We start from the raw sequence: 20,179 nt of genomic DNA, 5'->3' as shown, positions 1-20,179 counted from the left end.
CGTTGGGCGCGAACAAGCGGGCAGCGAATGGGGGCACTGTGTAGAATTTGCCGATCCCAATCCATTTCATTGAATCCGGAAGCCCATGACCGTTCGCACCCGCTTCGCCCCCTCGCCCACCGGTTATCTGCATGTCGGCGGCGCCCGCACCGCGCTCTTCTGCTATCTCTACGCCCGCAAGCACGGCGGTCAGTTCGTGCTGCGCATCGAGGATACCGACCTGGAGCGTTCCACGGCGGAATCGGTGAACGCTATCCTGGAAGGCATGACCTGGCTCGGTCTGGACTATGACGAGGGGCCGTTCTATCAGACCCAGCGTTTCGACCGCTACAACGCCGTGATCGAGGAATTGCTGGCGAAAGGTCTGGCCTACCGCTGCGACTGCTCGAAGGATCGGCTGGAAAAACTGCGCGTGGATCAGATGGCGCACAAGCAGAAGCCGCGCTATGACGGTCACTGCCGCCAGCGCCAGATCGACCCGGACGCGCCCCATGTGATCCGTTTCCGCAATCCGGCCGATGGTGTCGTGATCGTGGACGACCTGATCCGCGGCCGGGTGCCCTTCGCCAACGAGGAACTGGACGACCTCATCATCCGTCGCACCGACGGCGCGCCGACCTACAACCTGAGCGTGGTCGTCGACGACGCCGACATGAAGATTACCCATGTCATCCGAGGCGACGACCATCTAAACAACACCCCGCGCCAGATCAACATCCTGCATGCGCTCGGGCATGAGCCGCCGCGGTATGCGCATGTCCCCATGATCCTCGGCGACGATGGGGCGCGGCTGTCCAAGCGGCATGGCGCGGTCAGCGTGATTTCCTACCGCGATCAAGGCTATCTCCCCGAGGCGCTGCTGAACTATCTGGTGCGCCTCGGCTGGTCGCACGGGGATCAGGAAATCTTTTCGGTCGAGCAGATGATCGAACTTTTCGACATCGGCGATGTGAACAAATCCGCCTCCGCCTTCAACACCGACAAGCTGGACTGGCTGAACCAGCAATACCTGCAGCACGCGGATCCGGCCCACATCGCCCGGCTGCTGAGTCCGCACATGGGACGGCTGGAGATCGATCCCTCGACCGGCCCTGATCTGGTCGAGGTCGTCAAGGCCCAAGCCGCCCGCGCCAAAACCCTGACCGAACTGGCCGAAATCAGCGCCTTCTGTTATCGGGATTTCGACGAGTTCGACGAGGTGTCGGCCAAAAAGCATCTGCGTCTGGTTGCCCGCGAGCCATTGGAACGTGTGCGCGCCGCCTTCGAGTTGATGGCCTACGAGGATTGGACGCCCGAGGCGTTGAAACGGGCTGTCGAGCGGATCGCTGAAGAATTGGAGGTCAACATGGGGAAAGTGGCCCAACCGCTGCGGGTCGCCATCGTCGGCCGAGCCGCTTCGCCCGGCATCGATGAGACCCTGATGCTGGTCGGCAAGGACGCAACCTTGCGCCGGATCGACAAGGCGCTAGCCTATATCGCCACGCGCGGTTGAGGCGTTAAAGAACTCGTGACACCGCGCAGCGGTGCCACGAGAGGAAAGCGCCTCAGTCCCACGGACCCGCCAAGTCGACGAGCTGCCCGGCGGCGGCGGGATCGCCGGCCTGGAAGATGGCTCGGGCCAGATAGACGAGAGACTCGGTGCGCGCGACGGGATCGGGTAGGCTTCTGGTCTGAACGATGGCCGTGGAAAAATCGGCCTGCGCCTGCGCAACGTCGCCTTGGCGGGCACGGCTGCTCGCTAGGGCGGCGAGCGCTTCCGGGTGGCGCGCGCTGGCGGGAGCGCCGCCAGTGTCCGCCGATGGTGGCACCGCACTGGCCAGGATGGCCGCCGCCGTCTCGGTCTCGCCGGCCTCGGCAAGTCGCTGCGCCAGGATCGCCTGGGCAACCGGTTGGATCGCGCGATCCTGGATCCGGCTCAGCGCGGTCGTCGCTTTCTCAAAAAAGGCCGTGGCGCGCTCATGTTGACCGATCAGCGCGAGATCGCGGGCGAGCGTACCGAGCAGGTCAATCCGCTCAAGCGATCCCCCGGCGGATTGCGCGGCGGTTTCGATGGCTAGGCCGAGATACTCTTTTTGGGCGGGCAGTTTGCGATTCTCATGGCTCGCGCGGGCCAGACTGCCGTAGGCCATCGCCCGAAAATCGGCGGCTGGAATGGAATCGGCGAGCAGGTTGGCCCGTCTCCACTGAGACCCCGCACTGGTGAGATCGGACTGTTTAGCATATTGGCCCGCGAGACCGGCGCGCAGGGCAACCGCGTCGCGCAGCAGGCGGTCCTTCGGGAGCGCACTCGAGGCGTCCGGTGCTCCGTTCATGGCCAGGGTCGCCCGGTCGAGCGTCCTGGTCGCGGCACCGAGATCGCCGGTGTCGAGTTGGTAGAAGGCCAGGCTGGCGAGAACACGCGGATCGCTGAGAGTCGTCGGGAATGACGGGTCGCTCGCCCCGGAGCGCACGACGCTCGCGCTCGCTTCGGGAATCTTGACCTTCAGCGCGGGCGTGCCGGTCATTCCTGGTGCGTCAATCTCCGAGGCGGCGAGCGTCTCCGACAAGATATCTGGGGATGCCCCGCCGGCGCCTGCCAGGGCGCTTTCGATCCCCTCCGGGGACTGGCCAGCGGCCCCGCCCAGCGCGGGATCGGTGCCGACCGTGACCGACAGGCCCGGCGGGGGCGTAATCACGATCTGCATCCCGCCCGGTTGACCGCTCGGCAGGGCTGCATCGGCGGTGTCGGTGGCCCCGACATCTGCGAGATGCCGATCCCACAGCACCAGACCGACGCTGCCGCCAAGCAGCGCCAAGCCGGCCACGGTGGGCAGAAGGACGCGCGGCGCCAGATAGGGACGCAGTTTGCTGAAGAAGGTTACGCCCAGTTCCTGTTCGACCTTGCGACGGGCGATTTTACGGAGCTTCGCGTTGCGTTTGCGTTCGGCTTCGCGCGTTTGTTTTTCGTCCGCGACCGTCGACTGCGCGGCGAGCGCGCGGCGTTCGAGTTCGATGGCATCGCGCAATTCCTGATTGCGCTGATTGGCCTGATTACCCTTGTAGCGATCGCCGATGATGCTGCATTTTTCGCAGATGTCGAGCGTGCCATCGGTCGCGTGCGGCTGTTCGTGCCCGCAAGCGGGGCAGCGATAAGTTTTCGTTTCCAGGGTCAGCGCCATGGGGTCGATTCGGCAGATGAAGCCGATCTCGGTCAGCTTGTCGTAAAGATTGCGGGCCGTGGCCTCCGGGAGATTCTTGACGAGTACGACCTGCTGATTGATCAGGATGCGCTGAAATTTCGGCTCGAAGGTGGCGGGATCCCCTTTCAGCAGGTCTTTCAGCCCCTCCCGCACGGTTTGCTCGAAGTGTCCCGGCGCGATGCCTAGCGCTGATACTTTGTAGGTGGCTTCCATGAAAACGATCCTCTTAGTGCTCTCTTGAGTTGGCGATCTAAACGCGCGAATTCTGAACGGTCGCGTTCAACCGCGTCCAGGATGGTCCGCTTAATTTTCCCACATCACATTCTCGCCCGCCGCCGCCGCGGCCGTCAGCAGTTCGATCAAGGGTAATGCCCGATGGGCGAGACTGACGTGCTGACCTTCATCCGCTCCCCGCGAGGGACTGGCGGCGGGGTCCAGCGGATCGTTCGGGTGCTCCGCGACCGCTGCCTTCAACCGTGCCAACGCGTTCGGCACATCTTCCGCCAGAAGCGCGCCCGGTACGTTTCCGCTATGACCCATCAGCTTGATCAGTGTCACGGCCACATCGCCGAACATGGTGATGGTGGCGTAAGCCTTGGTTTGAAATTTGATCAGCATGGGAACCTCGGTCTCGTTTGGAAAGAAGCGTGATTCCGCCACCATCGCGGATGGATTTTCGCCGCATTCTACACCCCGCGCGCGCCATGGCCGCGTTGCGCATCCCGGTCCGCGCCAGACGGTCGGGTAGGCGTCGATGGCGTCCGTTGCGAGTGCCCCGGTTTGGCCTCACCTGAAAGGTCAGCCCGTCGCGACACCGGCCAACCGATCCTTTCAATCGCCGTGGTACGCGCTAGAATGCGGGGCTTATCAATTTCTTCCTGTCGCCCGAGACGCCTGAGAGACCATGACCGACGCCGCCGAGCCGCCCCGCACCAATTTCATCCGCCAGATCGTCGCAGCGGATCTGGCTTCCGGCAAGCATGACCGGATCGTCACCCGCTTTCCGCCCGAGCCGAATGGCTATCTGCATATCGGCCACGCCAAGTCGATCGTGCTCAACTTCGGGCTGGCCGAAGCCTTCGGCGGACACTGCAATCTGCGCTTCGACGACACCAATCCGAACAAGGAAAACGTCGAATTCGTCGACTCCATTCAGGCCGATGTGCGCTGGCTCGGCTTCGACTGGGGCGACCGGCTGTTTTTCGCCTCGGACTATTTCGAACAGCTTTATGCCTTCGCCATCGAGTTGATCGAACAGGGTCTGGCCTATGTCTGCGATCTCAGTGCCGAGGAGACTCGTGTCTATCGCGGCACTCTGACCGAGCCGGGCCGCGACAGTCCCAACCGCGACCGTTCGATGGCGGAAAATCTGGACTTGTTCAAGCGCATGCGCGCGGGCGAGTTCCCGGACGGCGCGCGCACCCTGCGCGCGCGCATCGACATGGCCTCGCCCAACATCAATCTGCGCGATCCGGTGCTCTACCGCATCAAGCATGGCGTGGTCCACCACCAGACCGGCAGCGCCTGGTGTCTGTATCCGACCTATGACTACACCCACCCGCTCTCCGATGCGCTGGAAGGAATCACCCATTCGCTCTGCACCCTGGAATTCGAGGACCATCGCCCGCTCTACGACTGGTGCATCGAGCATGTCTCGGTGCCGAGCAAACCGCGCCAGATCGAATTCAGCCGGCTGAATCTCGAATACACGGTGATGAGCAAGCGCCGCCTGACCGAGCTGGTCAGCGAGCGTCTGGTGCAGGGTTGGGACGATCCGCGCATGCCGACGCTGGCGGGGCTGCGCCGGCGCGGTTACACGCCCACCGCCATCCGCGATTTCTGCGAGCGCGTCGGCGTCACCAAGTCCGATAATCTGGTCGAGATGGCCCTGCTGGAAAGCGCGATTCGCGACGATCTGGACGTGACGGCACCGCGCCGGATGGCGGTTCTGCATCCGCTCAAGGTGGTTTTGACCAACTATCCGCAAGACCGCCAGGAGACCATGGAGGCTGGAAACCACCCCAAGGACGAAAGCATGGGTTCGCGCCCGGTTCCCTTCGGACATGCGGTCTTTATCGACCGCGCCGATTTCGCCGAACTTCCGCCCAAGGGGTTCAAGCGGCTGATCCCCGGCGGCGAGGTGCGTCTGCGCAATGCCTACGTGATCCGCTGCGACGAGGTCATCAAGGATGCGGCGGGCGAGGTCGTCGAACTGCGCGCGACGGTCGACCTCGATACCCTGGGCAAGAATCCCGAGGGCCGCAAGGTCAAGGGCGTCATTCATTGGGTCTCGGTTGCTCACGGCATCCCAGCCGAGGTCAGGCTCTACGACCGGCTGTTTCGGGTGCCGATGCCCGGCGCTGGCGGGGTAGACTACCGCGCCGATATCAATCCGGATTCACTGCGGGTGCTCACTGACTGTATCGTGGAACCCGCGTTACAAGGCGTGCAGCCTAGCGAGCTGTTCCAGTTCGAGCGCGAGGGTTATTTCGTCGTCGATCCGGAGACGACCCCGGCGCGTCTGGTGTTCAATCTGACCGTCGGTTTGCGCGATGCCTGGGGGAAAAGTCAGCCATGATCGAACGCCAGCAAGAGGAACGGAGACAACCAGTCGCCCAGTTGCCGATCCACGAACGCCGGATCGCCGACCTTGGCGTTCGCGCTTATGCCTCCCTGGCCTCGCCGGCCTCGATCCTGCGGCTGTTTCGCGCCGAGGCCGGTCGCGCCATCGCCCTGAGCCGCCGACTCCCGCGGGAACAGGCATCCCGGATCGTGACGATCCGGCGTTTTCCGGGGATCGAGGACAGCAGCCGGCACTGGTCGGTGTATATGACGCTGGACCATCTGGTGATGGTCAACACGGCCATCACGGCGCTGATCCATGCCATCTGCGCCGACGGCGAGTATGGGGTCGAGATTGAGCTTGAGGATGTCTGGCCGCACGCGGATGCCGGCCCGGACCGGGTCCAGGCGCTGGGCGCCGCAGTCGATCGCTATTCGCGCCTGATCGCCCGCCTGGGTTTCCTGCGCTCGCGCGAATGCTATCCGCATCCCTGGTTCGGCCCCCTGACGGCGCGTCAGTGGCATGCGCTGGCGGCGATCCATAACCGCACCCATCGTATTCAGATCGAGAAGATCGTGCGACGGCTGAACTGAGCCCATGACCGGATCGGACCTCCTGGACGCCGACCCGCGCGCGCGGCACGTCGCGCTCATCCGTCTGCATGCCGACCTGGAAGCCTGCCGCCGCTGTCCCGGCATGCAGGGGCCGCCGGTGCACAGCGCCGCCGTCCTCTCGCCGGTGATGCTGATCGGGCAGGCCCCCGGTACGCGCGAAATCGAACAACTGCGCCCCTTTTGCTGGACCGCCGGCAAGACCCTGTTCGGTTGGTTCGCGTCCATCGGTCTGGACGAAACCGCCTGTCGCAAGCGCCTCCTGATCAGCGCGGTCTGCCGCTGTTTCCCCGGCAAGAATCCCAAGGGCGGCGACCGCGTACCCGATCGCGGCGAGGTCGAACGCTGCGGCGGCTGGTGGCGCACCGAAATGAACCTGCTGCGCCCGCGTCTCATCATCCCGATCGGCAAACTCGCCATCGCTCAAGTGATGGAATTCGGACTGTTGAACGAGGTGATCGGGCGGCAATGGTCTTATCGGTCAGAGAGGGGCTGGACCGCCGACATCATCCCGCTGCCGCATCCTTCGGGCGCCTCGACCTGGTTCAAGATGGAGCCGGGCCGGACCCTGCTCGCGCAGGCGCTGGGGCTGATTGCCGCGCATCCCGACTGGCGCGGGCTGGTGGCCTTGGATGCCGAGTCAATCCCGTCACGCCAAGCATCGGATCGGTCGGATTGACGATGGGGGGTGGTCTGACAGTCCCGTTGAGGGGGGCGCGACCGCGTTCGACAGCGCATTGGAATCGCCGGGTTGTTCCTTGTGCGTCAATTCTGAATGAAATCAATTCGTTGCGATCATGCCCTAAAACTCGTCCCAGATATCTTCTTCGCCTGCGGCGGTCGCCTTGTGCGCGACGAAGCGGAGCTGGGGCTTTGTCTGGAGCCTGTCGCCCACAACGTTGCTGCCCGCATCCTCGGCGAGCCGGAACACCGCCACCGCCCGTGCCAGGAGATGGGCCTGTTCCTCCAGACTTTCCGCCGCCGCTGCCGCCTCCTCGACCAGGGCCGCATTCTGCTGCGTGACCTCGTCCATCCGAGCGATGGCCCCAGCGATCTGCTCGATACCTTCGGCCTGCTCGCGCGTGGCGCCCGTGATCTCACCGACCAGCATCGCCACTTGCTCGAACGAACCCGTGATCTCTGTCATGGTGTGGCCGGCTTCGTCCACCTGTCGCGCGCCGGTATCGACCCGCTGGACCGAATCGGCGATTAGCGCTTTGATCTCCTTGGCCGCCTGCGCGCTGCGCTGGGCCAGGCTGCGGACCTCGGCTGCCACCACGGCGAAGCCGCGGCCCTGCTCGCCGGCGCGCGCTGCCTCCACCGCTGCATTCAGCGCCAGAATGTTGGTCTGAAAGGCGATGCCGTCGATGACGGCGATGATCTCAGTGATCTTCCGGCTGGCGGTCTGAATGGCGCCCATCGTTTCCACCACCCGCTGGACGATTTCGTTGCCACGAGTTGCGAGCTGATTGGCGCCGAGCGCCAATCGGTTGGCCTCATTGGCATTGCGAGCATTACGCTGGACCGTGGCGTTGAGCTGTTCCATCGAGCTTGCGGTCTCTTCGAGACTGGCCGCTTGTGCCTCGGTGCGGCTGGACAGATCGGCATTTCCATGGGCGATCTCGGCGGCAGCCGTGCGGATGGTCTCGGCCACCTCCTTGATCCGGGACACGACATCCTTCAGATGTGAGACCGTGGCGTTGGTATCCTCCTTGAGCTGGCCGAAGGTGCCCTGATAGTCGGCCGCGATCCCCTGGGTCAGGTCGCCCTCCGCGACGGCCCGCAGCACCATTGCCAGCTCACTCAGCGCGCCCGCGACGATTTCGGTCAGGGCGTTCATGCCTTGGGCCAGGTCGCGGAAGAAACCGGTTTTGTCTTCCAGACTCAGGCGCTGACCGAAATCGCCCGCGGCCACGGCCTGGAGCAATTGCTCCAACGCCTGTGCCGCCGCGATCTCCGCGGTCTGGTCCGCCCATTCCACGACCGAGCCCAGACGTTGGCCCCGATCGTCCAGCACCGGATTGGTCACCAGTTTGAATGTGCGGTCCCCGAACTCGATTCGCGCCGCATGGGCCGTGGCCGAATCGTTCAGCGCCGCTCCGGTGGGCGTCAGGCCGCGCTGGAATCTGTCGAAGCGTCCTCCGATCAGGTCGGCCACCTCGAAGTCGGGTAAGGTCTGGCGGATATCCGACGCGGCACTCTGCATCATCTGAGTGACGGCTTCGTTCATATAAATGATACTGCCCTCGGGGTCGACCATCATGACGCTGGCGGACGTCTTGTCCAGGGCGCTCTTGATGCGCGAGATCTCGGCAGAGACACGTTGCTCCGCATCGGTCCGCGCTTTCAGGTTCGCCTGCATCCGCTCGAGCGCCTGGAGCAATTGACTGGTTTCGTCCCGGCCATCGGTCGCGATCTCATTGTCAAGATGGCCGTCGGCGATCTGCCGCGCGATCGCGATCGCCCGTTTGAGCGGGCGGATCACCTGATGCGTGAACATGTAGCCAAAGAGCAGACCCAGCACGATCAGGAGCGCAAGGAAACCGAGGGCGAGGATCACGAGAAACCGCGCCTGGCCCGCGTCGCCCAGACGCTGAACGTCATCGATGGCGCTGTCGATCCGCTCCTTCGCGACCCGTTTGGCGACTTCAAGACCGCTTGGGTCGAGACCGATGAGCATCTGACCGAGCCGCTGACCATCCACCTCGACGGGATAGCGGCTTTCGACGGCTTCCTTCAGTTCCGCCTGAAACCCGGCGATCGGCTTGCCGTCCGGATCCAGATAGGCGGCATAGGCGATGTCCGGATCGTTTGCCGCTTCCTTCTGATAGCGACCCATCAGCTCGTTGTCGAAGGTGAGCAGCAGGTCGGGTGCGGTGCTGGCCATAAAACGACCCAGCAAATCGGCCTTCCGGGTCATGGATTCGCTCAGCAGGGCCTCGGAGTGCTTGCGTTCGACCGTCAGGGCGTCGCGTGCAAGCGCGGTCTGACGACCGCTCAGGCGGCTCGACTCCAGTTGCAGCAGGGCCAGCGCCAGCGTCAGCGCCAGCAGGGTGACCGCGAGTATCGAGGCGAGGAAACGGGGCGTGAGACTGCTGGACACGAATCGGCTCTTTGGGTTTCGCGTCAGCGAGTTCGACGTATTGGTCGTGCGCATCGGAATTCTCTCCTTTTGTTGGCGCCGCCACCTTACTGGAACAACCTAGTGACCCATCGCGCGCCCGACCACCTTCCACCAGCACAACCCTGCGCGAATTGCCGCGCCATGTTCGGCGAGCAATTCCGTGGCCGCTGTGGCCTCCTGAACGTCGCACTGGACGAGGTTGTGGAACCAGATCGCCACCACCGCAAATCCCCGTCCACGGATAGGATGTAAAACCAATCAGGATCTAAAACGATCAACGCTACCATCCAGTGAAAGGAGAGACAAGCGCCAGCAGTTCTCATTTTGGTGTGTCACGTCGCCCGCAAGCGGGCTTCTACGGGTAAGATCTTTCACGAAAATCGCCTTGGATATCGCTCCCGCCGCACACGATGAGTTCCTCCTCGGCGATGAGGGACCGTTCAGCGCCCCCGGGTCAGAACGGAATAGTGTTTGCCTTCCGGGGTCACGAACCGATAGCGCAGGCGGTTTTCCGGTGTCTCTTCGTTGAGCAGGCGCATGAAGATGTCGTCGAAGTATTCCGGCACCTCGAAGCTGAAGTTGTGGAAATTGCGGGTGCGATTGACCGGCGTGACGTCGACCAGCGTCACCCCCTCGCTGTCGGGTTCGAGCAACTCGAGAACGTCCTGGATCTCCGCGAGTTCCATTTCCAGCGTTTCCTCGGGCAGGGTGTCGGTCGCGTTCTCCCACGCCGGATCGGCAGCGCCGGCCGGCGTCGCGTCGGCCTTGGAGATCGTGCTTTCGCCCAGCCGACGCCCGCGATTGATGGCACGGCTGACCAGCAGCGCCCGGTCGTTCGCGGACACATAGACCGTGGTGTGATCCGCCAGCGTAGCGAGTTCATGCCTGAACTGCTCGGTGAACCGCGCGTGGCTGACATCGGGTGCCGTCAATACGACCTGCGCGATTTCGGGCGGGGCGTCCGCCCAGGCCGGATCGCGATACAGCAGACTGAAGGTGTCCGCGACCACCTGCGCGCCCATACTGTTGGCGACGAGCCAGATCCGCTCGGGCGCGATGTCATCGACGATCAGCCGCAGCGTGGCCGCCAGTTCCGCCGCCGATTCCGTCGCCAGGCGTTGCGCGCGACGATAACCGCCCAGCGAGCTGCCTTGATCGGCGGGCCAATCGAAGACCAACACCGGCGTATCGATATCCAGGATGTGGGACAGAAAAGCGGTCCCGCGCAGCGCGTGCGGGAAGTCCGTGCGGAAGCCGTGGACCAGGACGAGCAAGGAACGCTTGGGCGAGCGGGTCACCATCTGGCGGAGTTGCGCGGCGAAATCGGCCCGCTCCAGGGGCGTCTGGTCAAGGATCCGGATCTCTTCTTCCAGGAACCACATGCCTGCGTCCAGCCACATCCCGAGACCCAGCGTCGGGCGGATCGCGGTATCGAAACGGCCGAACCGAAGCTGCCCGTCGCGTTGCGCGCCGAACCGCTCCTCAAGCAGCGTCTCCGCGCCCTCGTTCGCGGCCTTGGGGATACGATTGGTCGCGTAGAAAAACCGGTAGACGCCATCCTCGCCGACCCGCGCCGCCTGCATCCGCCGGAACTGGAAGCTCTCGGCGCGCTCCAGCGTGCTGGTGGTGGAGAGGAAATAGACGTAGGCGCCCGATCCGAGAAACACCGCCAGAACCAGGCCGCCGATCGTGAACAGTCGTTTCATGATGTCTCCGTCTTATCGCGCATCGGTGTGGAAGCGGCGCTGGCCGTTCCGCGTCTTGTCGTGTCCCCGGCGAGCGTCTACCATCTCGCCGACGATCTTCCAAGGCGCGATGATACCTTGCATGCCACGATTCCTACCCCTTGCCACGGTTGAATGTGCTTGAAGAACCTGATGCTTTTGAAATGGATCCTGATGCTGGCGGCGATCGGGCTGTTCGCCATCCTTGCCGTGCGCGCCTATCTTGCGCATCGCGCCGCGCCGCTCGGTCCCTGGCATACGCATGTCCCGGATGAGCTGACGGCCGCCGAGTTGGCGCGGTCCGATTGGACGCGCTATCTGGAGGTCGAATCGGCCATTTTCACCGAACTGGAGATGGCGGTGACCCGGCAACTGGATCCGGCGGACCGGGTGCCGGCCAATCGCTATTTCGACGGCAGTCCGCTCTATCCTGGCCGTTTCGCGCAGGACTGGAATCGCTCGTTCGTGCTGGAGCCGGACGGGCCGCCGACCGGGGCGGTGGTTCTGCTGCATGGTCTGACCGATTCGCCCTACAGTCTGCGCAACATTGCCCGGCGCTACCGCGAGCATGGCTATGTCGCGGTCGCGATCCGGCTACCGGGGCATGGCACCGTCCCCGGCGGGTTGACCGCGGTCGACTGGGAGGATTGGACCGCCGCCACGCAACTCGCCGTGCGGGAAGCCCGGCGGCGCGCCGGTCCGGGCAAACCGCTGCATCTCGTCGGCTATTCGCAGGGCGGGGCGCTGGCGATGAAATACGCCCTTGACGCCATCGATGACCCTCGGTTGATCCAGGCCGAGCGCATCGTGCTGATCTCGCCGATGATCGGTATCACCGCCTTCGCGAGGTTCGCCGGTCTGCTGGGGCTTCCGGCGATCTTCCCCGCCTTCGCCAACGCGGCCTGGATCGGCGTGCTGCCCGAGTTCAATCCCTTCAAGTACAACTCCTTCCCCGTCAACGCGGCGCGGCAGTCCTCGCTGCTGTCGCGCCTGCTCCAGCGCCGTCTGGCGCGCGCCGCGCAGGATGGCCGACTGGACGCCTTGCCGCCCATCCTCACCTTTCAGTCGATCGTGGATTTCACCGTGAGCACCCGAGCGATCGTGGATTCGCTCTATGCCCGACTCCCCGCGAACGGCAGCGAACTGGTTCTGTTCGACCTGAATCGCAGCGTCAAATTCGGTCCGCTGCTGCATTCTGGCGGCGATCTGGATCCCGCCCGCCTGCTGCCTGCCGCGCCGCGCGATTACGGGACCACACTTATCACCAATGCCGAGACCGACCGCCGCGAGGTCGTTGCCCGCGTCATCCCGGCTGGAGCAACCGCCGAGCGCATCGAGCGCCTGGGATTGCCGTATCCGTCCTCGATCTTCTCGCTCTCGCACGTCGCCTTGCCCTTTCCGCCGAACGATCCGCTCTACGGACTGGAGCCAGACGACGCGGAGGATTTCGGCATCCGCCTGGGTGCCTTGTCCTTGCGGGGCGAGCGGGGTGCGCTGATCGTTGGCGCGGACATGCTGAACCGAATGTCCTGTAATCCATTCTTTCCTTATCTGCTTGACCGTATCGAGGAAGGGATCGTTAGCCCATCCAACTAAACCGCGCCCAGAGCAATAAACGTCGTTTCGTGGTCCTTCAACGTTTCGTGGCCATTCAGCTCACTTTGCGTCACTTCGGGCGGTTGATGGGGCGCGGTTTAAATATTTAAAAATGAATGATTTAAACCGCGTCGACGCCGACGTTGCAGATGAATGCCAAACTGGCTGACCACTCAAAACAACCCAGACCATGACGGACACGGTTTAATCAGTATTCGATCTCATAAGCCGCTCCCGCGCGAGTGCCGCCCGTGGCGCCGACATCCGCCTCCAGTCGCAAATTGGGCGTGACTTCGATCCGCAGGACACCCTGCGACTTGCCGGCGCGGGCGTTCTGTCGCACCCCGAGATAGACGCCCTCGGACAACTGCCGCCCCCCTTCCAGGCTGGCCCGGCCCTGCTCGTCGGTGCCGAGCGTGAGCCGGTCCAGGCCCAGCCGGGAGCGCGCCCGTTCCAGGAGATCGGGTCCGTCCACCGCGATCCCCGCGAGCGATGCGGTGGCAATCCCGAGCCGTGTCGCTTGGAGGGCGGACAAACGCCCTCCGGCGACGCCAAACAGCAGTCGGGACAGAATCTCGCCGTCGGGCATGTCGGGCTCGCCCCGCAGGGCGATTCGCGGCGCGCTCGCCCGGCCGAGAACCGAAAGGATCGCGGTGCTGCCGTCGGCGAACGCGCGCGACTCCAGGTCCAGACTCGGATCGAATCCGGCGGCCCCGTCGAACTCGATCCGCCCGCGATCGAAGCGTAGATGTTGCCCAACCAGTTCGTAGTGTCCGCGCAGCAGGTCGAATCCGCCGCTAACCACCGTGGCGGCGACGGTTCCGCCAAGATGTGCCGATCCGCCCAATTCGGCATCGATGCCTCGCCCGCGCACCGACACGGCACGGGACGCCGAAATCGCCAGGTCGAGCCCGATGGCGGTGGCGCCACTCAACCAGGAGGGACGTTCCGGTGCCGTGATGGACGCGCCTCGCTCGCGGACCCGGAGGGTGGCGATGTTCGCGGGTAGCCGTTCGGGGAAACGGATTTCGGCGCGGCTCAAGCGGACCGTGCCGGCGACCTTCGGACCGTCCGCGAGGTTTCCGCGCAGCGTCAGGTCCGCATCTCCCTGGGCGTCCAGCAGATCGCTCTGGATCGGGCGGGCCGCGCGCGCAACCAGCGTCAGATCCGCCGGGATGCCTGGCGCCAGCAGGCCGAGACTGCCATTGAGCGCGATGGAGCCGCTCCCGGCCGTCCCGGCGAGACGCTCGATCCGCAGGGTGTCGCCGGAGAGCCGCAGGGTTCCCGCGATCCCGGTCAGGGCCAGACCGATGGTCCGATCCCAGAAGGCGGCCTCCGAGAGCTGGAGCGTCCCGTTCAGTCGGGGGTCGGCCGGGGTGCCGGCGATGGTGGCATCCAGCGTGATCCGGCCGTTCGCCTGGCGTCCTCTGCCGGTGAGCAGCGGGTCGAGCAGGTTGAGATTCAGTTGGCCGATGGCACGCAGATCCAGTGCCTCCGGGGTGAAGGGCCGGCGTCCGGCGAGGCGCCCTCGCAGGCTCAGGCGGTTATCCGTCCCGGCCTCGGCCTGGATCGCGAGTCGGGATCCTGTCGGTTCCAGGTCGATGTCGGTCTTGACTCCGGCTTGGGGGAGGCTGCGTCCAGCCAGCGTGTTCAGGCGCAAACCTTTGGTCTGAAACCGCAGCGATCCGAACGGCGCGTCTGGTGAGCCGGCGAGTTGGGCCTCGCCCGACAGAACGCCGGTCAGCGGATACTCCGGAATCGCCAGGCTCAGAAGTTCCAGCGGGAGTGCGGCAATCTTCGCCCGGAGATCCAGTGTGGGCGTCGCGCGTCCGGCAATCTCGACGCTGCCCTTGCGCAGTCCCAGGCGCAGTCGATCCACCGCAACTCCGGCGCGCAGATCCAGGACGGACGGGGCCAGCAGACGAATGGACTCGTCCCGAACGCGGGCGTCGAGGCGCTGGAATGTCAGTCGGCGAGCGGGCAGGTCGAAGCGCCCCGAGGTCTCCAGGACGATCCGGCCAGCGGGGGTCGTCAGATCCGTGTCCAGGGTCAGCGCGGGGTTGCTCGCCGATCCTTGCGCGGTCGCCGTGAGGACACCGTTCGACACGCCGTTCGGCCTCTCCCAGGACAGTCCTTCCAGGCGTAGACGCGCGCGGATTTCTGCCGCGCTTCCAGGATCGCTCACGCGTCCGTCGAGATCCAGGGTGCGAATCCTGACCGCGCCGGGCAGCAGCAGATCCGCGCCCGTGGCCGCGATCTCCGCCGCGCCCGCGGGCGGCAGGGTCAGACGGACAGCGAGACGCCCGGCGAGCGATGTCCCCGTCCAGGGTTGCAGCAGGGGGACGAGATCGGCCAGCCGCTCGGCGTCGAGCCGTAACGCACCCTGGGGCTGAAAGGCTCCGGGCGGCAGCTCCAGGTCGCCGCCGATTGCGACGCCCCCCCAGCGGCTGTCGCCGAGCGAGAGTTGAAGTCCTGCGTTCGCGGTTCGACCGCCGCTGACCGCGATAGAGACGGGTTGCCCCGCCCACTCGCCAGTCAGGTCGAGCGTCCCCCAGGGATCGGACAGACGGGCATGGAGACGACCGGCGAGCCGGCCACGGCCGAGGTCAACCGCGTCGCCGCGAGTGGCGGGCGTCTGGATGGTCAATGCGGTGGCGGCTAAATCGGCCGTCAGCACGGCGGTGAGCGCCGACGCGCTCAAGCCTTCCGTAAGACGCCCTTGCGCCTGTACCTGTCCCGACCAACCCGGAACCAGGGCGGCGAGATCGGGTAGGGTCATGGTCCAGTCGATGTTCTCGGACAGTTGCCGAGCCAGACCCATGGCGTCTAGGTTGAGCAGCGGATGGCGAAGACGAAGTTGGAAAGGCCAGTCCGGGTCGTCGTAGTCCAGTTCGCCGGCTAGCCTGAGCGGGTCCGCCGCGATCCCTGGGGGCAGATCGACAGGGGCCTTCAGACCTTCGACGAGCGCGTCCAGGCGCAGGCGCCGGGTCTCGCCGATCATGGAGGCGGTCAGGCGGTCGAGCGTCAACTCGCCGGTCGTCAGTCCTTCAAGCCGGATCTGGGCGCTGCCCTGAAGGGTCTGCCAGGGACCATGCAGGTCCGCCGTCAGCGCCGCCCGCCGCCAGGCCAGCGGGGTTTCAAAGCCGGGCAGGGATCCGGGGGACAGCGTCAGGGCAGGCGCAGTGGCAGCCAGACGCAGTTGCGTCGCCACGCCGAGCCTTGGGTTCAGCGATCCGGCGGCATTCACGGCGAGCGATCCGACCGCCAGGGCGGCATCCAGGGTCATCGCCTCGCGGGTTCCGGCCAGCGTGCCGTCGAAGGTCATCCCGCCAAGCGCAGTCAGCGCGCCGAGCCCCGCCCGGTTGGCCAACCGGGCGAGCTGACCGTCTGGCGACTCGGCAAGACGCAGATGCAGGCGAACCTGTCCGTTCGCGGTCTGCGCAGTGAGTTGATAGCGATCCGTCCCATCAGGCGCGGTTAGCTCTAGCGCGGCCTCAACGCCACCCGTTTCGGTGTTGCCCGTCACGAGCGCCACGGCGTTGCCCGCGACAGCAAACGACAGGGGCAGACCGAGCAGGGTGGCGTCGAGATCGAGTCGGTCAAAGGTCAGGCGTCGCAACCGAACCGACAGGGGCAGACTGAGAGGTTCGGAGTCGGTTTCGCCCGATTGCGGCAGTCGCATCAGGTGGACTGTTCGCGCCGTTAGGGCATCGATGATCAGTTCCCCCCGCATCAGCCCCCAGAGGTCAAGATCGAGGGCCGCGTCCTCGATCCGCAGCCAGGTTCCGTCCGCGTCTCGCCAGTCGAGGCGTGCCAGTCGAGGCGAGCCGGGCAAGATCCCGATCAAGCCCTCGATCAGGATGCGTCCGTCGCTCGCCTGCTCGATGCCCCAGGCGATGAGCCCTTGACCGGAACGCGTGTTGGCGGCAAGCAGAACCAGCCCCGCCAAGGCCAGAGGCAACAGGAGCGCGACCAGCAGTTGTCGCGAGATGGCCCGAATCATCTCCTGAACGATCAAAAGGCTTGCCCAATGCCGATATAGAGCTGTGCCGGCGCGATCCCGTCGCGCTGGGTCAGCGGGGTTGCGACATCCACGCGCACCGGACCGATCGGCGTGTAATAGCGCAGACCCAGGCCGAATCCGACCGCGAGCGTCTCCGCGCCGGGCAGCCCGTTCGCCGAGATCGCGCCCGCGTCCAGAAAACCGGCCAGACCCCAATTGGCGCCAAACCGCTGACGCAGTTCCAGCGCCGTCTCCAGCAGGCCGTCGCCCCCGGCGGGTTGCCCGGACAAGGTCTCTGGGCCGATCGATTGGAAGGGATAGCCCCGGACCGATCCGCCGCCACCGGAATAAAACCGCCAATCGGGCGGAACTGCGTCCGCTTCGGTGCCGACAATACTGCCCAGCGCCAGGCGCGCGGCCAGAATCCGGCGGCCGCTTCGATCAACCGTTTGGGGGCCGCTCTGGCGAAGGTTGCTCAGATCGAGGTAGGCCGAGCCGGTGGCGCGGCCAAGGACGAAGCCCTGCCCGGCGCCGTCAAGCGCCCCAGTGGGGATCAACTGGACCGCCAGGCGGATCCCGCGCACCGGGTCGAGCGGGTCGTCGGTGCTGTCGTGCAGGACGCTGGCCGGCAGGGACAACAGGCGGTAATCCTGAGTCACGCCGTCCTGCGTCACGCGCGAGACATCAAGGCCGAGACCCGCACGACCCGACCATTCATTGGAGAAGCGCCGTTCCAGGGAAATGGCGGCGTTGGCGGCATCCCGATCATAGGCGTCGAGAAATTCCCGCGTGGCCCCGAGATCGAACCGCAGATTCAGGTCGCGCCGCCAGAAATCCGGTAGTCGCAGGGTCGCGGTCGTGAGATAGCCCAACTCATCGGGCCGGTTCGCGGTCAATTCTCCAACCTCAGCCCCCAGGGCCAACTGCTCGGCCCGCCCGAACAGATTGCGATGGGTCCAGGACGAAGTGAGCGAGCCGCCGATGTCGCTGGAATAGGCTCCACCCAGACGGAGCGAGCGCAACGGCCGCTCGGCCACTTCCAGCCGCAGCGGCAGTCGTCCCTGTTCGTCCGGCGCGCTGGCGGGCGTCAGCCGCGCCCAGGCCAGCGCCCCGGCCGCCAGCAGATCGCGGCGGGCGGTCTCCAGACGGCTCGGGCTGAAGGGCTCGCCGAGCGTCAGACCCAGGCGGCGCTGGACGGCGTCCTCGCGCAGCCGGTCGAGACCGATCACTTCGACCGCCCCCAGTCCGAGCCGTGGGCCGGGCTCGGCCAGATAGAGGATATCCAGGGTGCGGGCGGCGTGATCGACTACCGCGTCCGGTTCGGACAGGGTCGCCAGGGCAAAGCCTTCCTCCAGCAGGGTGCCGAGGACGGACTGGCCGGCCGCCAGGACGGCGGCGGCCCGTGCCGGATCGCCGGGTTGCAGGGTAAAGGCGGCGCGCGCGGTCGCGGGCACCGACCCGCGAAGTTCGACCACCCCCAAGCGGTAGAGCGGGCCTGGATCGATCGTGATTTCCACCCGTGCGGGGGGATCCGCCGGCAGGTCTTCGAGCCGCATCAGCAGGGCGGGATCGTCGCTGACATGTCCGGCGATGCGCACCTGAATCGTCGGGTCGTAATGGCCCAAGCCGTTTAGAACCTTGAGAAAGCGTGTTTTGTCGGCATCGGCGCGCGTCACTAGGGCAAAGGGGCCGACGGGTGCCCGCTCGCGCAGGCCGATGAGGAGCGAGCTATCCGCGATGGCGCCATCAAGGTCGGCATCGCCGGTGGGGACGAGGGTCACGCGATAGGGTTGGGGGTCGGCGGCGAATGCCTGGGCCGCGAGGGCGAATCCCGCGCACGCGGCCCAGATCCTGAGCCATCTACAGCCTTGCCGCGTCGTGGCCGCCATGCAGTCCCGTTATAGACACGGAGCCGTCCATGGCTCCAAGATCAAAAGACGAAGCGCTCGTCGCGGCATACGGCGCGCGAGGAATCGTGCGTCCGCGGGCAATCAGGCGGCGGCCTGGCAGGACTGCGTGGTCCGGAACAGCAGCCACAGTCCGAGCACCAGCACCGCCACCTCGGCGGCGAGAACCAGGATCAAGGCCATCAGACTGATCATATCGACGGCCGAGACCCAACTGGTCCCCGCCGTTTGTGCCTGGATGACGGGGACGCCCGCTTGCGGCGAGGACAGGAAGTAGAACAACAGATGCGAGGCTTCGACAAAGACCACGGTGACCGATAACAGAATCCCGATGCTGCTGGCGACGATCCCGGTCCAGACCGTCTGGTTCAGCGAATCGAGCGGCAGGGTCGATTGAGGCGCCCGGATATTTTTGGCAATTCGCGTATAACGCCAGAACCAGAAGGTGGTGAAGACGAGGAGCGCCAGACTGCCAAGCGTCAGAAACTCGACCATCGGCAGACCGGCCCGGGGGCCGCTCGGTGAATTCGCGAAGGTAAAAAAGTACACCATCAGAATGATCGGGATCGCCCCGACGACGATCTGTATCCAAAAGCCGCTCCACCCCAGGCGGGAGAAGGCATTGGCCAGGCTTTCGCGGTTCGTGGATTGCAGGGAATCGATGAGTTCTTTCAACATGGCTGTCTCGACCTGATGAGGTTGGGTCCGTGAAGACCTGGTTTTGTTTTTTTGGTGTTGGCAACTCAAATCGGCAAAGCCGGAAAAGCATAGCACAGCGTTCGACACTCTCGCGCTCGATACAAAGATAGCGCACGGGAACGAGCCCGCCGCCAAGCCGGGGCAGTTCCAAGGCGCTGCAATTGAAGCAACCAGCACCGCTGATCGGCGTTGGTGCATAAATCCGCCGCCCCCTGCTAAGAGGAGATCCGGTTCAGAATTTGCTTAATCTGCAGCGGGTTGGAGTTTCCGGAATAAAATGAGCGCACAAGCCAAATGAATCATGGCCAAATAGTTGCGCGCTTGACAAACATAACGAGTACGAATGGCCCGAAAACCCTTCAGCCAGGCGATGGTTCGTTCGACCACCCAACGGCGGGCCGGATGTGTTTTAGCGCCTTCGACCAGTTTCTCCTCGCCAATGCGTCGAATGTGCAGAAGATAGTCATGCCCCCGCACTTCAATTTCCACGCGGGCATCATCATATCCTTTGTCCAAGCACAGACCTGATTAGCAAGCTTCCTCAGCCAGACGGATCCAGCGCTCTGGGCGCGGCCCGACGGCGATGGCGGCGACGAGCAATCGGCTGGGCAGGGTGTCGAGGTGAAAGCGCCGGTTGAATCGGTAGGCGAAGGCAGCGAGGTAGCGCGCGCCATATTTGGCGAAGTCGAAGGCATGATAGGCGCCGCCGAAACTGGTTTTGAGGTTGCCCAGGAGGGTGTTGACCCAGGTGAATTCGGGCAGGTCTTTCGGTT

The 20,179-nt window shown here is 65.0% G+C and carries 14 protein-coding genes; 5 read left to right on the top strand and 9 right to left on the bottom strand.

Going from position 1 to position 20,179, the window contains the following annotated elements:
* Positions 1-85: 85 nt before the first annotated feature.
* Positions 86-1,492, top strand: a complete 1,407-nt coding sequence (gene gltX / locus CCR95_RS14220; RefSeq protein WP_201095557.1) for a glutamate--tRNA ligase — start codon at positions 86-88, stop codon at positions 1,490-1,492.
* A 52-nt stretch (positions 1,493-1,544) separates the two neighbouring features.
* Here gltX and CCR95_RS14215 read toward each other — a convergent pair whose 3' ends face one another.
* Both CCR95_RS14215 and CCR95_RS14210 read right to left on the bottom strand, forming a co-directional pair.
* Positions 1,545-3,392, bottom strand: a complete 1,848-nt coding sequence (locus CCR95_RS14215; protein ID WP_201095555.1) for a tetratricopeptide repeat protein — start codon at positions 3,390-3,392, stop codon at positions 1,545-1,547.
* A gap of 90 nt (positions 3,393-3,482) precedes the next feature.
* Positions 3,483-3,797: a DUF1840 domain-containing protein gene (locus CCR95_RS14210; protein WP_201095553.1), complete on the bottom strand. Its 315-nt coding sequence runs from the start codon at positions 3,795-3,797 to the stop codon at positions 3,483-3,485.
* A 286-nt stretch (positions 3,798-4,083) separates the two neighbouring features.
* On the opposite strand from CCR95_RS14210, the gene CCR95_RS14205 reads away from it, so the two are divergent.
* From CCR95_RS14205 to CCR95_RS14195, 3 genes are read left to right on the top strand one after another with little or no spacing between them, the layout of a single operon-like run.
* The gene (locus tag CCR95_RS14205) at positions 4,084-5,757 is read left to right on the top strand and encodes a glutamine--tRNA ligase/YqeY domain fusion protein (RefSeq protein ID WP_201095551.1); all 1,674 of its coding nucleotides are present in this window, start codon (positions 4,084-4,086) and stop codon (positions 5,755-5,757) included.
* Complete coding sequence (locus tag CCR95_RS14200) at positions 5,754-6,335, top strand: DinB family protein (protein WP_201095549.1); 582 nt, start codon at positions 5,754-5,756, stop codon at positions 6,333-6,335. Before CCR95_RS14205 ends, CCR95_RS14200 begins: the two co-directional genes overlap by 4 nt.
* Positions 6,336-6,339: 4 nt before the next feature.
* Positions 6,340-7,032 (top strand): uracil-DNA glycosylase family protein, encoded by a 693-nt coding sequence (locus CCR95_RS14195; RefSeq protein ID WP_201095547.1) that lies wholly within the window; start codon positions 6,340-6,342, stop codon positions 7,030-7,032.
* Positions 7,033-7,155: 123 nt separating this feature from the next.
* Here the strand turns inward: CCR95_RS14195 and CCR95_RS25880 are convergent, their stop codons facing one another.
* Together CCR95_RS25880 and CCR95_RS14185 are read right to left on the bottom strand one after the other, a co-directional pair.
* Complete coding sequence (locus CCR95_RS25880; RefSeq protein ID WP_201095545.1) at positions 7,156-9,456, bottom strand: methyl-accepting chemotaxis protein; 2,301 nt, start codon at positions 9,454-9,456, stop codon at positions 7,156-7,158.
* Positions 9,457-9,917: 461 nt separating this feature from the next.
* Positions 9,918-11,183 carry an alpha/beta hydrolase gene (locus CCR95_RS14185; protein WP_201095543.1) on the bottom strand — a complete coding sequence of 422 codons (1,266 nt, stop codon included), beginning with the start codon at positions 11,181-11,183 and terminating at the stop codon, positions 9,918-9,920.
* Positions 11,184-11,354: 171 nt separating this feature from the next.
* Between CCR95_RS14185 and CCR95_RS14180 the strand changes: the two genes are divergently transcribed.
* Positions 11,355-12,797 carry an alpha/beta hydrolase gene (locus CCR95_RS14180; protein WP_242523252.1) on the top strand — a complete coding sequence of 481 codons (1,443 nt, stop codon included), beginning with the start codon at positions 11,355-11,357 and terminating at the stop codon, positions 12,795-12,797.
* Between the two features lie 208 nt (positions 12,798-13,005).
* Here the strand turns inward: CCR95_RS14180 and CCR95_RS14175 are convergent, their stop codons facing one another.
* The 5 genes from CCR95_RS14175 to CCR95_RS14155 all read right to left on the bottom strand — a co-directional run.
* The gene (locus CCR95_RS14175; RefSeq protein WP_201095539.1) at positions 13,006-16,800 is read right to left on the bottom strand and encodes a translocation/assembly module TamB domain-containing protein; all 3,795 of its coding nucleotides are present in this window, start codon (positions 16,798-16,800) and stop codon (positions 13,006-13,008) included.
* Positions 16,801-16,811: 11 nt separating this feature from the next.
* Positions 16,812-18,689 (bottom strand): autotransporter assembly complex protein TamA, encoded by a 1,878-nt coding sequence (locus CCR95_RS14170; protein ID WP_201095531.1) that lies wholly within the window; start codon positions 18,687-18,689, stop codon positions 16,812-16,814.
* 102 nt (positions 18,690-18,791) lie between these two features.
* Positions 18,792-19,385 carry a DUF3611 family protein gene (locus CCR95_RS14165; protein WP_201095523.1) on the bottom strand — a complete coding sequence of 198 codons (594 nt, stop codon included), beginning with the start codon at positions 19,383-19,385 and terminating at the stop codon, positions 18,792-18,794.
* A gap of 264 nt (positions 19,386-19,649) precedes the next feature.
* Positions 19,650-19,922 carry a transposase gene (locus CCR95_RS14160; RefSeq protein WP_242523251.1) on the bottom strand — a complete coding sequence of 91 codons (273 nt, stop codon included), beginning with the start codon at positions 19,920-19,922 and terminating at the stop codon, positions 19,650-19,652.
* Positions 19,923-19,934: 12 nt separating this feature from the next.
* The coding region (locus CCR95_RS14155; RefSeq protein ID WP_201095519.1) for a transposase at positions 19,935-20,179 on the bottom strand (245 nt) is incomplete at its 5' end.

Origin of the sequence: Thiocystis minor, from assembly GCF_016653465.1 — a bacterium.
Classification (GTDB): domain Bacteria; phylum Pseudomonadota; class Gammaproteobacteria; order Chromatiales; family Chromatiaceae; genus Chromatium; species Chromatium minus.
Note: the sequence above shows the minus strand (reverse complement) of the source record. Positions and strands in the feature narration are given on the sequence as shown.

Bases quoted from the DNA above. Each gene is read 5' to 3' on its own strand.
- gltX (WP_201095557.1), top strand. From the start codon at position 86: ATGACCGTTCGCACCCGCTTCGCCCCCTCGCCCACCGGTTATCTGCAT.
- CCR95_RS14215 (WP_201095555.1), bottom strand. From the start codon at position 3,392: ATGGAAGCCACCTACAAAGTATCAGCGCTAGGCATCGCGCCGGGACAC.
- CCR95_RS14210 (WP_201095553.1), bottom strand. From the start codon at position 3,797: ATGCTGATCAAATTTCAAACCAAGGCTTACGCCACCATCACCATGTTC.
- CCR95_RS14205 (WP_201095551.1), top strand. From the start codon at position 4,084: ATGACCGACGCCGCCGAGCCGCCCCGCACCAATTTCATCCGCCAGATC.
- CCR95_RS14200 (WP_201095549.1), top strand. From the start codon at position 5,754: ATGATCGAACGCCAGCAAGAGGAACGGAGACAACCAGTCGCCCAGTTG.
- CCR95_RS14195 (WP_201095547.1), top strand. From the start codon at position 6,340: ATGACCGGATCGGACCTCCTGGACGCCGACCCGCGCGCGCGGCACGTC.
- CCR95_RS14185 (WP_201095543.1), bottom strand. From the start codon at position 11,183: ATGAAACGACTGTTCACGATCGGCGGCCTGGTTCTGGCGGTGTTTCTC.
- CCR95_RS14180 (WP_242523252.1), top strand. From the start codon at position 11,355: ATGCTTTTGAAATGGATCCTGATGCTGGCGGCGATCGGGCTGTTCGCC.
- CCR95_RS14175 (WP_201095539.1), bottom strand. From the start codon at position 16,800: ATGATTCGGGCCATCTCGCGACAACTGCTGGTCGCGCTCCTGTTGCCT.
- CCR95_RS14170 (WP_201095531.1), bottom strand. From the start codon at position 18,689: ATGGCGGCCACGACGCGGCAAGGCTGTAGATGGCTCAGGATCTGGGCC.
- CCR95_RS14165 (WP_201095523.1), bottom strand. From the start codon at position 19,385: ATGTTGAAAGAACTCATCGATTCCCTGCAATCCACGAACCGCGAAAGC.